This is a genomic window from Hymenobacter piscis (assembly GCF_018760735.1).
GTDB lineage: Bacteria > Bacteroidota > Bacteroidia > Cytophagales > Hymenobacteraceae > Hymenobacter > Hymenobacter piscis.
In genome coordinates, this window is the sequence record NZ_JAHHZN010000059.1 from 1 (window position 1) to 626 (window position 626).

Here is a 626-nt window from a genome sequence, read left to right on the forward strand (position 1 = left end):
CGTGCCCACGCTCAGGCACAAGGCATAGGCTAAAGTGACTAAGGCGACGAGCTTGCGCAACTTGTGGCGACAACGCAAATGGCTGGCCTCCAGGTTGAAGCCACGGCCTTTCAGGTTTTGAAAGCATTGCTCAATCGTCCACCGTTTGGCGTAAAGCTGGTCTATGTAGGGCCGGCCCACGGTGCCAAACAGGAACAGAAAATCGCCCTCGGCCAAGGCCTTGACCCAGACCTGTCCCCACACACCGTCGGCTTGTACGTGGGCAAAGCGGCGCACCTGTCCAACGGCCAGGCCCAGGTCGGTTACGGCCGCCCGCCGCCCGTTGGCGAAGGTGAGCTGATGGTGTTTGGGCAGGCGCATGACAAAATTCAATCCGTTGTCCTGGAGCCACTTTAGCCACACGTGACCTACAAACTCCCGGTCGCCCAGCACGAGCCCAATGCGGTGCTTACCCAGCACCTGTACGCAGGTTTGCAGCAGGGCAATGCGGTCAGCTGCACTGGAATTGCCGCTGCGATTGTCGAGCAATTCCCAGTACAGGGGCAGCTGAAAGGCACCCTGGCCGACGGTAACGAGCAGAATGTTGACCTGGCACTGGCCAAAATCCCATTCGGTGCGGTCTACGC

At 59.7% G+C, this 626-nt stretch carries 1 protein-coding gene; it reads right to left on the bottom strand.

The genetic code is table 11. The annotated features are described in order from the left end of the window. The coding region (locus KLP40_RS21085; RefSeq protein ID WP_215595813.1) for a transposase at window positions 1-626 on the bottom strand (626 nt) is incomplete at both ends.